Source organism: Amycolatopsis thailandensis (genome assembly GCF_002234405.1).
Lineage (GTDB): Bacteria > Actinomycetota > Actinomycetes > Mycobacteriales > Pseudonocardiaceae > Amycolatopsis > Amycolatopsis thailandensis.
The window spans coordinates 1-554 of the sequence record NZ_NMQT01000349.1 but is presented as its reverse complement, the minus strand read 5'-3'; the positions used below and the strand labels follow the sequence as shown (position 1 = coordinate 554).

The 554-nt window shown below is 71.8% G+C and carries 1 protein-coding gene; it reads right to left on the bottom strand.

What is annotated here, in order from left to right:
- The coding region (locus CFP71_RS42820) for a metallophosphoesterase (RefSeq protein WP_143267332.1) at positions 1–554 on the bottom strand (554 nt) is incomplete at both ends.

Genomic DNA, 554 nt, shown 5'->3' with positions numbered 1-554 from the left:
GCCAGATCTGGCCGCCGTGGGTGTGCCCGGAGATCTGGAGGTCGATGCCCGCCTCGGCGGCCTGCTTGACCTGCTTCGGCTGGTGGGCGAGCAGGACGACCGGGGTGCTCGCGGCGACGCCGTCGAGCGCGGCGGGCAGGTCCGGACCGTGGCCGGGCAGGCCGGAGGCGGCGCCGGTCGGGTCGTCGATGCCGGCGAAGACGAGCTTGTCCCCGCCCTGGGAGACCGGCAGGTGCCGGTTGTGCAGCGGTTCCCAGCCGAGGTCGCGCATGTGGTCGAGCCAGGCCTGCGCCTCGCCGAAGTACTCGTGGTTGCCGGTGATGTAGAACTTGCCGAGCTTCGCGCGCACCTTCCCGAGCGGCGCGACCTGCTGTGCGCGCTTGGCGACGGAACCGTCGGCGAGGTCACCCGCGTGGGCCACGACGTCGGCGTCGAGTTCGTTCACCACCTCGACGACCTTCTCCGACCACTTCGTCCGGTTCAGCGGGCCGAAGTGGGTGTCGGTGATGATCGCGAAACGGAGACCGTCGAGCCCCGCGCCGAGGCGGGGGAGC